The sequence below is a fragment of the Niabella soli DSM 19437 genome (genome assembly GCF_000243115.2).
Taxonomy (GTDB): domain Bacteria; phylum Bacteroidota; class Bacteroidia; order Chitinophagales; family Chitinophagaceae; genus Niabella; species Niabella soli.
The window spans coordinates 2601087-2615324 of the sequence record NZ_CP007035.1; the positions used below are offsets into that span (position 1 = coordinate 2601087).

The window sequence follows — 14238 nt, forward strand, 5'->3', positions numbered from 1 at the left end:
CGCCCCGCCATATTGCCAATGCACTGTTAGCGGCTGGGCTTTTCCACTATTGCCTTAATGTCGCTCAAATTATTTATTATGCCTCTTTCTCTATATGCGGATGCTTGTTTAATTTGAATACAGTGTATGCTTTTTTTCCATTGCACTTCTAAACTCATAGATATTGCCATATATATAGATTTACGCAAGTCCTTTCCATTTGAGTTCTCTGCAAATTCTTCTCTTAAATCGGGAGAAAGATTTAAATCGACGACTGTTGTATATAAATTATATTCGTCAATAGTTTTGACTAACGAGTACTTTTCAATCTCTTCGGACTTTGGTTCTTTATAATTTAATTTGGGTAGGTCTTTTAGTTTTAGCACAAACAAGGAGTCTCCGACTAAATGATAATTTCTGTGATTGAAATTTATTATTTTAAAGTCTTTTAATGAGTCATTATTAGCATTTTTTATTAACTCTTGAATATTAATTCCAAAAGATACTATCGCATAGTCATTAGAGACAATGCCAAGACGGCTAATTCCCGGAACAATATCTTGTGAGTTAAGCAAATAACTTGCAGAAGAAGCAAGTACAAATATTGCTGATATCGCATCTTTATATTTGTTTGAAAAACTTTCTGGCAAAAAAGAATCAAAGTTTGAGTGCTCTGCATCTTGATTCTCGGCAAAACCGCTTTTATCGATTATATTCGACCGACCGTTTACATACCATTTATTTAAATCTCCATTAAGTTCAAATTCATTATCAATTATTTGATATTCTTCGAAAATTGGTTTTAATATCGAGGCGGTAGTATTCCTAAACCTTTGAACTTTTGTAGGCGAAACTGGTTGTTCAATCTCTGTTCCTTCAAAAGAATCAATTACATTTTGTTTGACCTTTTCTATAAACTCAATTGGCTTAGGCTGATTATATTTTTCACACCATTCATCTGCCACAAAATCTAATCCTGTAGTGATTAATAATTCTTTGTTATTTAGGACTTCTTCAACTAGCTTCTTGAAATAATCTAGATTGTCTATCCATTGTCTTTTTTCTCCTTGAGTAGTGGGTATTCTGGGATAGTTTAAAGGCTTCATTGTAATTAAATGAGGCACTATAGAATATTGTCTTATAAATAATAGAGCGATGTATTTGCAAATCCACTGCTTTATAATTCCGTCTGAATTTAATCCTCCTAAATCTGGGAACCCGTATCTAGAAGATATCCAAGGGTGTTTCATTTCATAGGGGTCTCTAAAATTGAAGTATAAGCCAAAGACTTCATCCATTGTGTCAGGTAAAAGCTCATATTGTGGAGGAATACTTTGAGTGTAACTGAAAGCTCTTTGCAGACAGTTATAGTGCTTTTTGTATAAAAGCAATCCTCCTAAAGCATAGTGAAATTCAAGAAATCTTTTTCTATCTGATAATCTTATGTCTATTTCGCCTTGATTGGTTATTTCAAAAGTTTCATTGGAATAATTTGGATAAATGTAATCTAAGGATTGGCGGATATATTGATAAGCCGTTTCCCAATGATATATTATATAATCTTCTCTTTCGTATTTTATTGCAAGCAGAATATTTCTCCAAATCCAAACATAAGTTTCTTCGGAAACTTTTGTATTCCCGAATTCTCCAAGAAGCCAAACACTTCCTGCTGTTCGATGCTCCAGAAAAGTCAATCGTTTATTTTTTTGAAACGCTAGGTCCTCAATTGTTTTATATACTAGGTCATAATAAGTTGAAGGATAAACTACCTCCTTATTCTGAATATTGTCACGAACCTTTTTGAACGCTCCATACATAAAATCAGAAACCGTTTGTGAAATTTTTTCGTTCTGATTCTTTATTGAAAAGTATAAGACATCAGCTATTGCGCGAAAAAACTCAAATTCATTGTCTTCAGATTTTTTATTATGCTTTTCAATTATTTTATTTGTATGCAGCAGTAAATGTCTTTCAATTATATATGGCAAATACTTTGTCGGGGTATAATAAACTAACACCTTTTTTACAAAGTAAAAGAAACTTACAATTAATAAAATAGTCGAAATAATAAGAATGTACTCTGATGATTTTCCAATCAAAATATTTAACCCATCAATTTTAATATGGGGTGGAAGTTTAAGCATCCAAACTAACAAGGAGACCAGTGAAACCCTTAATGAAAAAGTAAAAAACTTGTTTTCCCTTTCTTTACTAAATAGGTCAACAATTATTTGTGAAGAGTACTTTTCGTCGAGTCGTGAAATCACCTCTAATAAAATTGGATAAGCAATGCCTAAAATTGCCGCAATAAAGGAAACGCAAACTGAAATATTGTCCATTGCTTTATAAGGTCAGTTAATTTCTTTAGTAGGGTGTGTCAAATAGCCTTGTTGCTTACTCTCAAATATACGCAACCTACCCCTAATTAATCGTTTGTAAACGCTTAATCCCGGCTATCTTTATTTGCTAATCAATTTCTCCAACCTTGCCATCATTTCATCCTTTTCCTTCATCATGCGCTCGTACAAGGCAATTTTTTCTTCGTGCAGTTGAACGATTTTATCAATTGGGTTTATTGTGGGATTATTGTAAACTACAGCAGCATTGTCATTAAAAGTGCTGGATATAACAGTAATAGCCTGTTCTTCATCAAAATTTTCTATAGCCGCTGCCGGTATTTTTAAAATAGCGGCTACCTGTTGCAGCAGGGATGCGTCAATGCTTTCTTTCTGCTCCAGCAGGGATACTTTTTGCTGGTTCCAGTCATCCCCCAGATCTGCCGCCAGTGCATCCTGCTTAATACCCAGCATTTCGCGGAAGCGTTTTATGTTTCGGCCTTCGTGTATTTTGTGTGTTGGCATAGCATTATATTTTGTTATTGCAAATGTAGGTTATTAGCAGAATATGCTTCTGCTGTAAAATACGTGTTTTTATTTGTACGCTACATACGGGCTATGTAGGTTACAGCACCGGCACGGCCTTGCTTTGTATTTTAAATAACACACCGCAAAACCTTAAAAACATGAATGCAAAAACACAACTGATGCTAAAAGACTGGCTGAAAAAACGCCCCGCCATTTACATAAACGCGCAACTGCGCATTATGCTATCCAGCTATATTGACCGCTGCCCCGGCGATACTGTAAATAGCAACCTGGTGAAGGATATTTTAGCCGTAGGTGAGCTATTGGATATGTTGGAAAACTATGTTAAAAAGAGGCACCCGGCAAAACTTAAAGCTTCAAAAAGCAAATAAATATCGGTATATTCGCTACATAACTTATTTTGTTAAACCCCTAAACAATGTACCATGCCTATCACAAACCTCCTCAGTGTGCACCTGCCTGCTGAAAACATCCAAACCGCCCGGGAAGCCATCAGCCAGTTAGAAACCGCTATTGCCAGCCTTGCCGTAAATCTTACCCCAACGGACCGCCGCAAGTATGGCAGCATTAACGAGCAAAACAAGCTGTTTGTAAACAAAGTGGCCGATTATGCCGGCACGCAGCCCGCCCTTCGATCCGCTGAAGTAGATTGGGACGAATTTACCAAAGACCATCAAAGCCGTGTAGAACTTGAAACCCTGATTGCTAAATTAAACAACCTGGTAAACCGGCTTGATGATGCTAAAACCCTGTATGATTACGACAATTATCAGGCGGCGCTTATTGATTATGCCTACACCAGTTATAAAGCCGGCTCATCTGCTCCTGGCTTTGAGGTAAAGCTGAACGACCTGAAACAATTTTTTGCAAAACCTCGTGCGGACAAAGAACCGCCTGTGGCAGAAAAAGTGCCTGCTTAAATAAAAGGTGGCATTATCAACATCGCAAGAGGCCTTCTCAAACATCGTCATTTCGATGAGCCCGACGGAGGAGGGTGAAGAGAAATCTCATTATTAAAGAACCAGATTTCTCCGTTCACTCCACTGCGTTACGTTCCGTCGAAATGACGGATGTTGACTTTGAGGCAGCTTCTTGCCTTTTATGCCAAAATTATACGTTCAGAAGCTGTCCGAAGTGGTCTGCCAATCATATCAACCTGTATTGAAATCATTTGTACAGGTATTCTTACCCAAACGGAGCATTGGGGAACCAGTATTTTGCCGTAGAGAACAGCTTTCATCGGGTTAAACAACCGCTTTGGAACGATGCAGCACCTTGTGACACAAGTTGCTTGCGCCTTAATTTGATTTGCTGATAGATCTATATGATTCCGGAACGGGTAAAAGTGGGTTGTGAACCTGTATGATGCCGTTCGCAACCTAAAGTGTCGAAGAATTTTGACATTATTAGGGCTTTATTTTTACTACTTTATCGTTACGGATTACGACAAACTCACTATTCCTGGCTTTTTTAAATTCAATTAGCTTTTCGTAGACCTTTTCAAGCCCTTTCAGGGTTTTATTTTTTTCCTCTATTTGGATTTCAGTCGTTGTCATAGTATTTTTTTAAACGGTTAAATTTTTCCTGGTTCAAAACGTTTAAAATCGTTTGTCAGCGGTTCGTTGTTTTGCCCGGATTAAATAACTTCCACTGTCCTTCAGAGACGACTTCGACAGTATTACCATCAACTTTAATGGCAGTATCCTCATCAATAGCGTAAACAGGCACGGGCACCCTGGATGCCCACTTTTCTGCGTTGGTCGCAGATGCGTCGAAGTGGTCCTTATTCTCAAAGTGAGGGATAATAGCAAACTCGGTAAATCCCATCCCGTTTGCAACAAGGAGAGTCCGGCTGGTTTCCCCGTTGACCGATGAAAGAACAATTTCCTCAGATCTTAAAGGAATGCCGGCGCAGGAGCGGTCTGCAGCGTATGTCTCAGCAAAGGTGGAGGCAGTGGTTATGCTACCGGCACTGGTACCTACGTACACCAAATTTGGTAAGGTGGGCAGGAGGTCGGTAAGCCCCGATTCCTTCATCCAATAGTTAATAAAAATGGGGTCGCCGCCCCACACGAGCAAGGCGTCTGCTTCCTTAAGGGCTGGCAGCCAGTTGTTCTTATCAATGCTGGGAAGTATACTCGGCTCAAGTATTCCTATGGACTTCCAGCCCAGTTGGCACATGCGTGATGCAGCCTCTCCACCGATGGGATTCCAGGCGTAACGCTGACCGTATTGAAACGGATATACACCTGTCGGAACAAAAAGGGCGTTTGCTTCGGCAACCGGCTTGCCCATAAGTTCAACCAATGCATTGTGAATGGTTTTATTAGTAATACCTGAAGAAGTTAAAAGAAGCTTCATTTTTCCGATTTATAAAATCATTTTCAATTTGTTCTTTGATATAATACGTAATTACTCTAAATTGTTTTTATACGAGTACAACGCAAACTGCTGAAACACGGCTTTCGTCCGCCCAATTTGTAACAATCATGTATTAGCGGTTCGTTGTTTAATATTTCTCTTTTTTATTTACCCGTTAATCAGTCCTTTGTTCCGCTCGTTTGGCTCAATCAGATCCCACAGGTTTCCATATAAATCTTCAAAAACAGCAACCGTACCATATTCAGATTCCTGCGGTGGCCTGACAAATTTTATTTCCCTGCTTTTCAGTTTTTCGTAATCCCGCCAAAAGTCATCAGTGAAAAGAAATAAGAAAACTCTTCCTCCGGTTTGATTACCAACAAATGTCGTTTGTCGTTCATCCGCAGCTTTCGCTAATAATAAGCAACATTCTTTCGCTCCTTGTGGAGCTACCATTACCCACCGCTTTTCATCGCTCAGCTTCGTGTCTTCTAATAACTGAAAGTCAAGTTTTTGGGTATAGAACCCAATAGCGTCATCATAGTTATCAACCACTAAGGCAATATGTGCTATTCTTTGATGCATTCTTATTTCGCGTTTTTGCCGCCTAACAATTAATACCCCCTGGTTTTAAGGCTGTAATGGTTGGGAGTTTTCAAAACAACCTCTTTCATTAATAATTGATCCTTGGAAAGGACAATTTATGCTGCACCACAATAATCCGGGTAACAAAAATGAGCGCGATCACAATAAACTTGCTTACATCTGTATTGACCTGGAAATGTAATAACAGCAAATAAACGGCTCCCCCTAAAATGCAAACCGTAGCGTAGATTTCCTTTTGAAAAATAAGCGGTATGGTATTCAATAAGGTGTCCCGGGTAATACCCCCAAAGCAGCCGGTAATGGTCCCCAACGCAATGCAGATGCCGGGATTCAGACCAAAATTGAGCCCTTTTTGCAGCCCTACTACCGTAAACAAACCCAGCCCCAGACTGTCGAACAGGAACAGCGTTACTTTTAATTTTTTTATATGGGTTTTAAAAAAAATGGTAAGTACTGATGTTGCCAGGATCACCAGGCATACCTGCACATCCCGCATCCAGGCCACCGGCAGGTCGCCGATCAGCAGATCACGAATAGTACCGCCGCCCACTGATGTTACAAATGCGATGATCAGCACACCAAACGCATCCAAACGCCGTTGCATGGCAGAAAAAGTGCCCGATATGGCAAAGGAAATAGTACCCAGTAATTCTATAATGGCCGATGTGCTGGAAAACATAAAATGTAAAATACGAAATTCTGAACGACTAATTTTAAAAATAGCCGGGAAGACGGGAGGGAAAACGGTAAGTTCAACTACATATAGTGGTTATTATTTTGTTCTCACGGATTACTCAGATTTGCACAGATTTCCTTTGAATTTTCTGCTAAACCGCCAGGCCTTCTGTGCAAATCTGTGGCTTCTGTGAGCTATAATGTTATCCATGCTGTCGCTTTTAGCGACAAACGAAGCAATAAAAAACAGAAACTACCGCCGGATACTTTACCAGTTATTCCCCTGCTCGTCGTTCATCCGTTCCGAAACATCCTCCGGCTTTGTATCTCTCCAATAGGGGTCGTAAGATACAAACCACGACAGCCAAAGGCTGCGGGCAAAACGCATCAGCCAGGGCTGCAGGCATACCAATGCCACCGAATTAAAAATAAGCCAGTAAATAAAGCGGTTGTCATCCGTTGAAAACCCAATGACCAGCCACCACAGCAAAGCGCTGATCACCGTCAACAGTACAGCAATAAAATAGCTTACATAGCCCGTTCCATAGTAAAACCCCACCTCTATCTCCGTGGGTTGCCCGCAAACAGGGCAGTATTTGTTCATCTTCAAAACACTTTTTAAACGAAAGGCAAATTTTTTCTCAAACAGCTTTCCTTCCCTGCAGCGCGGACAATAACAACCCAGCACCGTAGCCGCATACCCCCTGCTGCTTTTCTCCGCTTCCATAACACATCGATTTTAACTACCAAAGGTACAAACTAAAAAAAGCGAAGGCAAGTATTTTTGGCCCGGCTGTAGTACCAATGGCAGCATCCTTGCTACGCTCAGTTTAACTGCAGTACATAATCTCAACAGAGAATGTTACAAGTTACCGGATATGCAGTAACTTTATAGGTTTGCGAAACCAGAAACCAGAAACCAGAAACCAGAAACCAGAAACCAGAAACCAGAAACCAGAAACCAGAAACCAGAAACCAGAAACCAGAAACCAGAAACCAGAAACCAGAAACCAGCATCAAGCATCAAGCATCCAACGCCTCCAAGATCCGTTCCATCTGCGTGCTCCGGCTTCCTTTTATCAGCAACAATGTATTTTCCGGTTGGTGATCTTTGATCCAGGCTGCTGCCTTTGCAGAATCGTCAAAATAGTGGAATTCGCCGGCATAAGGTTCAAAAGGTTTTCCCACAAGCACCACGTTATCCCAATCGTAGCTCCGTATCAACTGTATAATGCTTGCATGTTCCGCTGCTGTTTCAGGCCCCATTTCCGCCATGGCGCCCAATAGCAACATTTTTTTATCGCCGGCCATGCCAACCAGGTTCTCAATCGCCAGCCGCATGCTGCTGGGGTTGGCATTATAAGCGTCCAGTATAATTTTATTCGTTCCTTTTTCAAGCAATTGGCTGCGACTGTTGGAAGGTGCATAATTTTCAAGAGCAGCTTTTATCTGCTCCATCGGAATATTAAAATGCAGCCCTATCGCGATTGCAGCCAATACATTCGGCAGGTTATAGTCACCTACTAACTGCGTAGGTATCGCTACTGCAATTGGTCGTTCCATTGCCACCTCCAAAAAACCAGTTCCACCCCTGGCCGTTCCCACAATATCGGCATCGGCAGTTCCATACCGGATAATGGTTGAAATGCCGGCGCTCATCGTGCGCAGGTAATCATAATCCCACATAACAAAAGCAGCACCATCGCCCCGCTCCCTCAAAAAATCAAATAATTCCCCCTTGCCTTTTTTTACGCCCTCCAGGCTGCCAAAGCCTTCCAGGTGGGCTTTTCCTGCATTGGTAATTAGTCCGTGGGTCGGCCGGGCTATTTTACAATACCCCTCTATCTCCAGTAAATGGTTCGCCCCCATTTCAATTACGGCCATTTGCGCATCGCTCCTTATTTTAAGTAAGGTCAGCGGTACGCCTATATGGTTATTCAGGTTTCCCGCAGTAGTATAGGTTTTATAGGCAGTGCTCAATACGGCATGGATCAGTTCTTTTGTAGTGGTTTTGCCGTTGCTTCCGGTTACGGCAATCACAGGAAACCGAAATTGTTCCCGGTGGTAAGCTGCCAGTTGCTGCAGGGTGGTAAGCACATCCTCCACCAGGATGGTTTTACCCGGAATTTCATAGTCAGCTTCATCAATAATAACTTTTGCAGCACCGGCGTCAATTGCCTGTTGCGCAAAACTGTTCCCGTTAAAATTGGGGCCCTTTAACGCAAAAAAAAGCTCACCCTCTTTTATTTTCCGCGTATCCGTCTGCACGTTGGGGTACTGCTTGTATACTTCGTATAATGCTGCTGTAGTCATCAAACAAAAATAAATAAAAACTGCTGCATGCATAATGCAGAACGCATAATGCTTTATACAATTAATAATCACTGATCATATTCGATGTCATTCATTAAGCATTCCGCGTTGAGCGTTACGCGTTAAGCATTATTTTAACTATCTTGACCCCCTAAAATTAAAACCATGTCTTACCGGATAGGATCAGGGATCGACTTTCACCAATTCGCCGAAGGGCGGGAACTTTGGATCGGCGGCATTAAAATCCCGCACCATAAAGGTGCCCTGGGCCATAGCGATGCAGATGTATTATTACATGCTGTTTGTGATGCGCTGCTGGGCGCCTTGAGCCTGGGTGATATCGGCGTTCACTTTCCCAACACAGACGAGCGCTATAAAAACATAGACAGCAAGATCCTGCTGAAGGAATCAATGGACCTTGTTTCGGGTAAGGGCTATAAAGTAGTCAATATAGACAGCACCCTCTGTTTGCAAGAGCCTAAAATAAAAAAATATGTTCCCGCGATGCAGGAGGTAATTGCCAAAGTGCTCAACATAACAACGGAAGACGTTTCCATTAAAGCCACTACCACCGAGGAAATGGGCGCCATCGGCCGCGAAGAAGGGTTGATGGCAATGGCTACCGTTCTGCTGCAGAAAATATAAAAAACATTATGAAGTTAAGTAGCATTAAGCGATTCCTTAATCCGCTTAATTCCTAAATGGTTATAATTAATTGTTCTGAATGCGGTTGTTTCAAACCTCACATATCGCAATTGTAAAACAAAATTTTCCCGCGTTTCCCACTTCCCGGCGGGTCATGCGCACCACTTCTTTCCAAATGTTAAAGTAGTGTGATATTCGTACTAAGCCGTTATCTTTGTTGCAATGGCAGCTATTGAAATAAAAATCATTAACAAGTCCGCCAATCCGTTACCGGAATACGCCACATCAGGTGCATCCGGGATGGACATTCGCGCGGCGCTGGAAGCCCCAATCGCCTTACAGTCGTTAGAACGGGTATTAGTGCCCACCGGCATTTATATGGAAATACCCGAAGGTTATGAAGTACAGGTGCGTCCACGCAGCGGGTTGGCTATAAAACACGGGTTAACCTGCCTGAATACCCCTGGAACCATTGACGCCGATTATCGCGGTGAGGTAAAAGTGATCCTGATAAACCTTTCCAACGAGGAACAGGTCATACATGATGGAGATCGTGTTGCACAACTGGTGGTGCAAAAAGTGGAACAGGCCCAATGGCTGGAAACCGCATCCCTGGGAGAAACCGCTCGTGCAGGGGGTGGGTTTGGTCATACAGGGAAGCAATAGCCCTGCTTTTCATAAACAAACTTTTATTGATTAAAAAATTTAACTAATGAAATACATTTCAGGTATTTTATCAGTGCTTGTTGTTTTAGTTTCCTGCCATACGGCAAAAAAAGTACAGCGCATGCCCCCTCCCGTTACGGCCGACTCATCGGTAAAAGTAGAGACGTCTTCTACTAACGAAACGGATAAATTAAAACACAAGGATACCGCCCTTATCACCGAATCGATCCATTCCGTTCTGGAAAAGATGAATCATATCAATTACACTACTTTTTCAGGAAAGGCAGAAGCCTCTTATTCCGCCAAAGGCGATACTAAAAGTTTTGACGTTAAAGTGGAAATGAAAAAAGACAGCCTGATATGGGCTTCCGTTACCGGGCCTTTAGGTATTGAAGGCGCAAGAGCCCTGATCACCAAAGACTCCGTACGTATAATAAACAGGCTCAATAAACAATATATTTCATCAAGTTACGTTTATTTACAGGAAAGGCTGGGACTACCTGCTGATTTATCAACGCTTCAGGATCTGCTGGTGGGTAATCCTGTTTTTATTGATAGCAATAACAGCAGTTATACCAAAAAAGACAATAATATTCAAATAACAAGTACAACAAGATTTTTCAGGAACCTGTTAACGGTACTGCTTCCCGATTATCTGCCCTCCGACAGTAAGCTGGAGGATGTAGACGCGGGGAGGAACCGGTCTGCGCTGCTGCATTACGAAAATTATGAAAAAGTAAACAACTTTCAGTTCCCGAAAGCGCGTCAGATAAAAGTGACATATAAAACAGACATCCAGATAACATTAAATTATAAATCGTTTAATTTCAACGAAGCAATAAGCACGCCCTTTTCCGTTCCGAAAGGCTATAAAAAGATAGACCGGTAGCAACGCAGCTTAAAACTTTGAATGCTTTATGACTAAAACAAAAAATGGACTTTTGGCAATCCTTTTGGTACTGACCGGAAACGTATTTGCGCAAAATGATGCGAAAATAACATTGAAAAAGGACCGCGCCATGATGATCAATGAAATGAACCAGATTGAGCGCACGTTCAAAACCACCAAAAAAATTTCCCGTGAGGCTATGATGGAATTGACCGACCTGAACCGGAAGATCGAGGGCCAGGAACGTTATGTAACAAGCATGTCGCGACAGGAGCCTCCTGTTTTCACAACCGAAGAAATGCAGGATGCCACAAGGGAAATAACCCGTATTAAACGAACTGTTGAAACGCTCAGAAACTATTATTATCATCCGGAAAGCATCCCCAAAGACAAGAATACTGCCGCAGCCCGGCCGGCTGCTCCAGCCCCCGCCTACACTCCCCCGGCCAGAACCTATCCCGTTCTGCCTCCACAACAGCATGCCACTTTCCCGGTAAGCAATGCTGCATTAACCGGCGACTTTGGCCTGTACCGCGGACAGATCCCTTATCCGCTCGAAAAAGGAACTGTGATCCAGGGTTTTGGCCGTTTTAAAATAGAAGGATCGGGTCCGGAGATCATGGGCGATAACCCCGGCTGCACTTTTTCCGCCCCTGTAAATTCTGCAGTGAAAGCCGTTTTCGAGGGCGATGTGATCAGCATTTCAAAAATGGGCAGCACTTTTTACATCGTAGTACGCCACGGCCGTTATTTTACAGCCTATAGTAATCTGGCCAGTTCCACGGTAACAAAAGGATCCAGGGTAAAAGCCGGTCAGGTTATTGGCACCGTAGGGCGCGACGACGAAACCGGTTATGGCAAGCTGGACTTTATTTTAATGTTTGATGATAAGAACCTGGACCCCCAGGCATGGTTTGTACATTAAGAGAGAATCAAAATATTCACGCTATAAAAAAGGGCGTCTCTTAATCGGAGACGCCCTTTTCAGTACTGCGTTCTTATCAAATAATCAGCAACGCATCTCCATAACTGAAGAAACGATACTTATCCTTAATAGCTTTTTTATAGGCCTCCGTGGTTAATTCATAGCCCGCAAAGGCGCTCGTCATGATCATGAGGCTTGTTTTAGGCAAATGGAAATTGGTCACCAGGGCATTGGCAATATGGAAATCATACGGGGGATGAATAAACATATTCGTCCAGCCCTCCGATGGTTTCAATAATTTTTGCGCGGTAAACGAGGACTCCATCGCCCGCATGGTAGTAGTGCCAATAGAACAAATGCGATGGTTGGTTTCCTTGGCTTTATTTACAACCCGGCAGGCTGCTTCATCAATATGATAATATTCCGCATCCATTTTATGCTTGCTCAGATCTTCTACTTCAATAGGGCGGAACGTTCCCAAACCGGTATGTAATGTTACTTCCGCAAAACGGATCCCCTGTATTTCCAAACGCTTGATCAGTTCGCGGCTGAAGTGCAAACCGGCAGTTGGCGCAGCCACAGCTCCTTCATGTTTGGCGTAAACCGTCTGGTAACGCTCTTTATCGTCCTCATCCGGCTTCCGCTTAATATATTTAGGCAATGGTGTTTCGCCCAGCGCCTCCAGTTGCGCTTTAAATTCTTCCTCGCTTCCTTCCCACAAAAAGCGGATGGTACGACCGCGACTGGTCGTATTATCGATCACCTCGGCCACCAACTCTTCATTATCGCCAAAATATAACTTGTTGCCCACGCGTATTTTGCGGGCAGGATCCACAATAACGTCCCAAAGACGGTTCTGTTTATTTAATTCCCTTAAAAGAAAAACTTCAATTTTAGCTCCTGTTTTCTCCTTGCGGCCATACATGCGCGCCGGGAATACCTTCGTATTATTTACAACAAATACATCCTTATCATCAAAATAGTCCAGAATGTCGCGAAAATGCTTGTTCTCCATTTGCCCGGTCTGGCGGTGAACCACCATCATACGGGCGTCTTCTCTTTTTTTGGCTGGATGTTGTGCAATAAGGTTTAAGGGAAGGTCGAATTGAAATTGTGAAAGCTTCATTATACGTATTAATAGTTTTAAATGCCCTTATCTAAAACAAGTGAAGCGGGGAAGAAGTTTTGAATAGGCTGATTATCAGCATATTTTAGCTTTCGATCCCCGGTCTTACGGCACCGGTTTTCGATTTGTGGGTGCAAAGGTACTAAATTTACAGGAATTTCCGGTTTATTTTTATATAACCAGCTATAGTGCCCGTAGCGGCGGTCTTGCTACGCTCAGTTCAACGTAGTGCAAAGCGCAGCAATATTTCGTTGAAATGCCCGGTGTAAGCTGTTAGTTTTTTTTAGACCTCGGCCCCTGCCGAATAACAAAAAAAACTTATGTTACTAGTGTTGCGGTTTTACAAAAACCACCGTTTCTTATTTTGTACCAAAAACATTGCCATATGCCTGCAATAAAATCGTTGGCCCTATGCCTGCTCGCGTTAACAACCATGTTTCAACTAAAAGCTCAAACAAAAATCTGGATTACCGGAGGTATCAATTTTTCCGGTGCCAAAATAAAGAATATGTACTACCCAGAGACCGCATCTCAGCCGGCAAAAACCGGTTTCCATGCCGGAACAGTTGTGGCAATTCCTGTTGGCACGCTCTTTAGTTTTGAACCTGGATTGGAGTATATTACAAAAGGCTATCATTATAATACCCGGGTACCTCTTACCGGCACAGCCAATACCGCGCCCATAGAATATATCAGGGAACAGGATATAAGGCCCTCTTTTCTTCAGTTGCCGCTCCATTTCGTGTATAAGCCTCGTATAGGGCAAAATGCATTGCTTATCGGAGCAGGACCTTATTTTGCATATGGGATAGGAGGCACAGGGAAAAATTATTCCTATTATACTGACGGCACGCAGGTGGACAATAGTTCGGCCAAATTAAAATTTAAACACGACCTGGGTCAACCTATGGAAAATTATTTATATAGTGCTGCCGCAACCTATTCTTACAACGCGTCGGATATTATTTACAGCCAACCCCTGGACGTTGGTATCAGCACTTTGTTAGGATTTGAGTTACATCGCAATTACAGGATCCAGCTAAACAGCCAGATAGGCTTAAAAAATGTTGCCGCGCCCTATAAGGGCCAGGAAAAACAAAGCGTTTTAAAAAACAGGAGTTTTGGAGTATCATTGGGGTACAGATTTTAAGCTCCGTTCATTGGTGTA

The 14238-nt window shown here is 42.1% G+C and carries 16 protein-coding genes; 7 read left to right on the top strand and 9 right to left on the bottom strand.

From position 1 onward, the window contains the following. Positions 1-26: 26 nt before the first annotated feature. The gene (locus tag NIASO_RS11005; protein WP_008585800.1) at positions 27-2318 is read right to left on the bottom strand and encodes a hypothetical protein; all 2292 of its coding nucleotides are present in this window, start codon (positions 2316-2318) and stop codon (positions 27-29) included. Between the two features lie 120 nt (positions 2319-2438). Continuing rightward, positions 2439-2840, bottom strand: coding sequence for a helix-turn-helix domain-containing protein (locus tag NIASO_RS11010; RefSeq protein WP_008585802.1), 402 nt, complete (start codon positions 2838-2840; stop codon positions 2439-2441). Between the two features lie 161 nt (positions 2841-3001). Between NIASO_RS11010 and NIASO_RS11015 the strand changes: the two genes are divergently transcribed. Continuing rightward, positions 3002-3235 (top strand): hypothetical protein, encoded by a 234-nt coding sequence (locus NIASO_RS11015; protein WP_008585804.1) that lies wholly within the window; start codon positions 3002-3004, stop codon positions 3233-3235. A 54-nt stretch (positions 3236-3289) separates the two neighbouring features. Further along, on the top strand, positions 3290-3784 hold the full coding sequence (locus tag NIASO_RS11020; RefSeq protein ID WP_008585805.1) for a hypothetical protein: 495 nt from the start codon (positions 3290-3292) through the stop codon (positions 3782-3784). A 486-nt stretch (positions 3785-4270) separates the two neighbouring features. Here NIASO_RS11020 and NIASO_RS20350 read toward each other — a convergent pair whose 3' ends face one another. The 6 genes from NIASO_RS20350 to NIASO_RS11045 all read right to left on the bottom strand — a co-directional run bounded on the left by NIASO_RS20350 (position 4271) and on the right by NIASO_RS11045 (position 8819). After that, on the bottom strand, positions 4271-4420 hold the full coding sequence (locus NIASO_RS20350; RefSeq protein ID WP_008585806.1) for a hypothetical protein: 150 nt from the start codon (positions 4418-4420) through the stop codon (positions 4271-4273). 55 nt (positions 4421-4475) lie between these two features. After that, positions 4476-5225 (bottom strand): Type 1 glutamine amidotransferase-like domain-containing protein, encoded by a 750-nt coding sequence (locus NIASO_RS11025; RefSeq protein ID WP_008585807.1) that lies wholly within the window; start codon positions 5223-5225, stop codon positions 4476-4478. A 168-nt stretch (positions 5226-5393) separates the two neighbouring features. Continuing rightward, positions 5394-5810, bottom strand: a complete 417-nt coding sequence (locus NIASO_RS11030) for a VOC family protein (RefSeq protein WP_008585808.1) — start codon at positions 5808-5810, stop codon at positions 5394-5396. 88 nt (positions 5811-5898) lie between these two features. Further along, the gene (locus NIASO_RS11035; protein ID WP_008585809.1) at positions 5899-6510 is read right to left on the bottom strand and encodes a trimeric intracellular cation channel family protein; all 612 of its coding nucleotides are present in this window, start codon (positions 6508-6510) and stop codon (positions 5899-5901) included. A gap of 264 nt (positions 6511-6774) precedes the next feature. Next, positions 6775-7233: a DUF983 domain-containing protein gene (locus tag NIASO_RS11040; protein WP_008585810.1), complete on the bottom strand. Its 459-nt coding sequence runs from the start codon at positions 7231-7233 to the stop codon at positions 6775-6777. A gap of 296 nt (positions 7234-7529) precedes the next feature. Further along, positions 7530-8819: a UDP-N-acetylmuramoyl-tripeptide--D-alanyl-D-alanine ligase gene (locus tag NIASO_RS11045; protein ID WP_025298886.1), complete on the bottom strand. Its 1290-nt coding sequence runs from the start codon at positions 8817-8819 to the stop codon at positions 7530-7532. A gap of 165 nt (positions 8820-8984) precedes the next feature. Between NIASO_RS11045 and ispF the strand changes: the two genes are divergently transcribed. The 4 genes from ispF to NIASO_RS11065 all read left to right on the top strand — a co-directional run bounded on the left by ispF (position 8985) and on the right by NIASO_RS11065 (position 11944). Further along, on the top strand, positions 8985-9464 hold the full coding sequence (ispF, locus tag NIASO_RS11050) for a 2-C-methyl-D-erythritol 2,4-cyclodiphosphate synthase (protein WP_008585812.1): 480 nt from the start codon (positions 8985-8987) through the stop codon (positions 9462-9464). Positions 9465-9686: 222 nt separating this feature from the next. Then, positions 9687-10130, top strand: a complete 444-nt coding sequence (gene dut, locus NIASO_RS11055; RefSeq protein WP_008585813.1) for a dUTP diphosphatase — start codon at positions 9687-9689, stop codon at positions 10128-10130. Positions 10131-10176: 46 nt separating this feature from the next. After that, positions 10177-11019, top strand: a complete 843-nt coding sequence (locus tag NIASO_RS11060; RefSeq protein ID WP_008585814.1) for a DUF4292 domain-containing protein — start codon at positions 10177-10179, stop codon at positions 11017-11019. Between the two features lie 28 nt (positions 11020-11047). Beyond that, on the top strand, positions 11048-11944 hold the full coding sequence (locus tag NIASO_RS11065; protein WP_008585815.1) for a murein hydrolase activator EnvC family protein: 897 nt from the start codon (positions 11048-11050) through the stop codon (positions 11942-11944). 76 nt (positions 11945-12020) lie between these two features. On the opposite strand, the gene queA is transcribed toward NIASO_RS11065, so the two are convergent. Further along, positions 12021-13070 carry a tRNA preQ1(34) S-adenosylmethionine ribosyltransferase-isomerase QueA gene (gene queA, locus NIASO_RS11070; RefSeq protein WP_008585816.1) on the bottom strand — a complete coding sequence of 350 codons (1050 nt, stop codon included), beginning with the start codon at positions 13068-13070 and terminating at the stop codon, positions 12021-12023. A 385-nt stretch (positions 13071-13455) separates the two neighbouring features. On the opposite strand from queA, the gene NIASO_RS19695 reads away from it, so the two are divergent. Then, positions 13456-14220 carry an outer membrane beta-barrel protein gene (locus NIASO_RS19695; RefSeq protein WP_008585817.1) on the top strand — a complete coding sequence of 255 codons (765 nt, stop codon included), beginning with the start codon at positions 13456-13458 and terminating at the stop codon, positions 14218-14220. Positions 14221-14238 lie beyond the last annotated feature (18 nt).

Bases quoted from the DNA above. Each gene is read 5' to 3' on its own strand.
- NIASO_RS11005 (WP_008585800.1), bottom strand. From the start codon at position 2,318: ATGGACAATATTTCAGTTTGCGTTTCCTTTATTGCGGCAATTTTAGGC.
- NIASO_RS11010 (WP_008585802.1), bottom strand. From the start codon at position 2,840: ATGCCAACACACAAAATACACGAAGGCCGAAACATAAAACGCTTCCGC.
- NIASO_RS11015 (WP_008585804.1), top strand. From the start codon at position 3,002: ATGAATGCAAAAACACAACTGATGCTAAAAGACTGGCTGAAAAAACGC.
- NIASO_RS11020 (WP_008585805.1), top strand. From the start codon at position 3,290: ATGCCTATCACAAACCTCCTCAGTGTGCACCTGCCTGCTGAAAACATC.
- NIASO_RS20350 (WP_008585806.1), bottom strand. From the start codon at position 4,420: ATGACAACGACTGAAATCCAAATAGAGGAAAAAAATAAAACCCTGAAA.
- NIASO_RS11025 (WP_008585807.1), bottom strand. From the start codon at position 5,225: ATGAAGCTTCTTTTAACTTCTTCAGGTATTACTAATAAAACCATTCAC.
- NIASO_RS11030 (WP_008585808.1), bottom strand. From the start codon at position 5,810: ATGCATCAAAGAATAGCACATATTGCCTTAGTGGTTGATAACTATGAT.
- NIASO_RS11035 (WP_008585809.1), bottom strand. From the start codon at position 6,510: ATGTTTTCCAGCACATCGGCCATTATAGAATTACTGGGTACTATTTCC.
- NIASO_RS11040 (WP_008585810.1), bottom strand. From the start codon at position 7,233: ATGGAAGCGGAGAAAAGCAGCAGGGGGTATGCGGCTACGGTGCTGGGT.
- NIASO_RS11045 (WP_025298886.1), bottom strand. From the start codon at position 8,819: ATGACTACAGCAGCATTATACGAAGTATACAAGCAGTACCCCAACGTG.
- ispF (WP_008585812.1), top strand. From the start codon at position 8,985: ATGTCTTACCGGATAGGATCAGGGATCGACTTTCACCAATTCGCCGAA.
- dut (WP_008585813.1), top strand. From the start codon at position 9,687: ATGGCAGCTATTGAAATAAAAATCATTAACAAGTCCGCCAATCCGTTA.
- NIASO_RS11060 (WP_008585814.1), top strand. From the start codon at position 10,177: ATGAAATACATTTCAGGTATTTTATCAGTGCTTGTTGTTTTAGTTTCC.
- NIASO_RS11065 (WP_008585815.1), top strand. From the start codon at position 11,048: ATGACTAAAACAAAAAATGGACTTTTGGCAATCCTTTTGGTACTGACC.
- queA (WP_008585816.1), bottom strand. From the start codon at position 13,070: ATGAAGCTTTCACAATTTCAATTCGACCTTCCCTTAAACCTTATTGCA.
- NIASO_RS19695 (WP_008585817.1), top strand. From the start codon at position 13,456: ATGCCTGCAATAAAATCGTTGGCCCTATGCCTGCTCGCGTTAACAACC.